The following is a 1717-nucleotide window of genomic DNA, read 5'->3' as shown; positions in this document are numbered from 1 at the left end:
TAATAAATATGATCCTGTATTGGCTAGTACACCCGATGCACGGAAATATGCAAAAGATATGGGTAACACAAAAGAAGGTGATGGTTATAAATATCGAGGAAGAGGTTTAGTTCATTTAACGTGGAAAAATAATTATAAAAAAGTGAGTGACTATTTTGGTATTGATTTTGTTAATCAACCCGATAAAGCAGCTGAACTTGATTATGCCGTACCAATCATGATTTGGGGAATGATGAAAGGGATTTTTACTGGTGGTAAATTGCCAGGGTATATCTATAAAAGTCATATTGATTATAAAGCAGCAAGAGCAGTAATAAATAAAAATGATAGTGCTGATAATATAGCCTTTTTTGCGAGGCAATTTGAATCAATCCTTCGAGAGACGTCAAATTTAACTGAGGAATTTTAGAATGAGAAAAATAATATTATTGATATTAGTGATGATAATCAGTGCAGTTTGTTCAGCAGAAGAATCTTGCTTAACTAAAAAAAGCATCACAAATCAAAAATTTAATATTAACTCTAAGTCTTATAAGTTTATATCTTACTTTTGTGAAAATAAAAATAGTGATGAAGATGATTTTTTTTCGGAGTCAGCAATACTAGAAGTACATGCAAAAAATTTCAATAAATCATATAAAAATGTAATTGGCATAAAAGGTATGATAGGGATCATTATTGCAAAATGGAATAATAAACCAAAATTTTATTATGTCAGTACACCATCAGATTACACTACGGCTAATATACCAATAATTATTGAAAATAACGATTTGATGGTTGAGTGCATATATATTAATAGTCAATTAAAAAATTTTATGGAAGCCAAATATTCTTATTGTGGCGATAAAAAAATTATCGAAGATGGATTTGGTAAAGAAGGGTTTGAAAATTTATTTCCTGAGTTTTACTTATACAGTATCTACAATAATATATATTTTCCAGAAAGTAACGAATATTTATCTCATAAAAAATTTGATGCTTTTATTGGTAAAATAGATGATATTAGTTTTTATCGACGTTATTCATCACTTGATGATTATTCTTCAAATAAATTTACAGTTGTTATGGTGAATAAGGAAAAAGAATACCATTTTAAAGAATCAGAAATTTACCAGCGAATGGCGAGTAAAACCAGTTCAGAGGGTTTTATTGGTTTAGATATTATTGATGCAAAAGGGAATACTACTTTTTATGATAAACAGCGCTTATTAGAACTACTAAATAAATCTACTCTAAAACCCAATATCACGTCTTATATTCAACAAGAAAGAATTAATCTTTATAGTAACCCCAATGAAAATGAGCCAACAAGTATGTATTTAGTACAAAACGATTTTGTCAAAATTCTGGATGTCATTTGGGATAAAGACCAATATTCTAATGTCTGGTTTAAGGTAAGCTACAGCAGTAAAAAGCACGGAGAAATAATAAAATGGATTAGAGGGTATGCTTTTAATCCTTGGAATTACGGTGAAGGGTGATCCTCGCCAAAATATTAGACAGTGCCCACCTCTATCATTTTTTCGTTTTGGTAATATTGTTGTTCATATTGTTCAGGTGATACCCAGCTATTAGCTGAATGACGGCGTATCCGATTATAATAGATTTCAATATATTCAAATAGTGCTTTATTAGCCTGCTTCCTCGTTTTGTAGTAACAGTCATGAATAATATGTGTTTTGAGTGTATGAAAAAAACTCTCAACAACCGCATT

2 protein-coding genes and 1 pseudogene are annotated in these 1717 nt (G+C 29.8%); 2 read left to right on the top strand and 1 reads right to left on the bottom strand.

The annotated features are described in order from the left end of the window. Together B9N71_RS11810 and B9N71_RS11805 are read left to right on the top strand one after the other, a co-directional pair. Positions 1-409 (top strand): annotated as a pseudogene (locus B9N71_RS11810) (hypothetical protein); the annotation flags it as partial. Between the two features lies 1 nt (position 410). Then, positions 411-1484, top strand: coding sequence for a hypothetical protein (locus B9N71_RS11805; RefSeq protein ID WP_085166053.1), 1074 nt, complete (start codon positions 411-413; stop codon positions 1482-1484). A 14-nt stretch (positions 1485-1498) separates the two neighbouring features. Here the strand turns inward: B9N71_RS11805 and B9N71_RS11800 are convergent. Further along, positions 1499-1717 (bottom strand): IS3 family transposase (locus B9N71_RS11800; RefSeq protein ID WP_143422139.1); only part of this gene is annotated, 219 nt, incomplete at its 5' end.

The organism is Gilliamella bombi, assembly GCF_900103255.1.
Lineage (GTDB): Bacteria > Pseudomonadota > Gammaproteobacteria > Enterobacterales > Orbaceae > Gilliamella > Gilliamella bombi.
The sequence above is the reverse complement of the archived record's forward strand: the minus strand, read 5'-3'. Positions and strand labels throughout refer to the sequence as shown.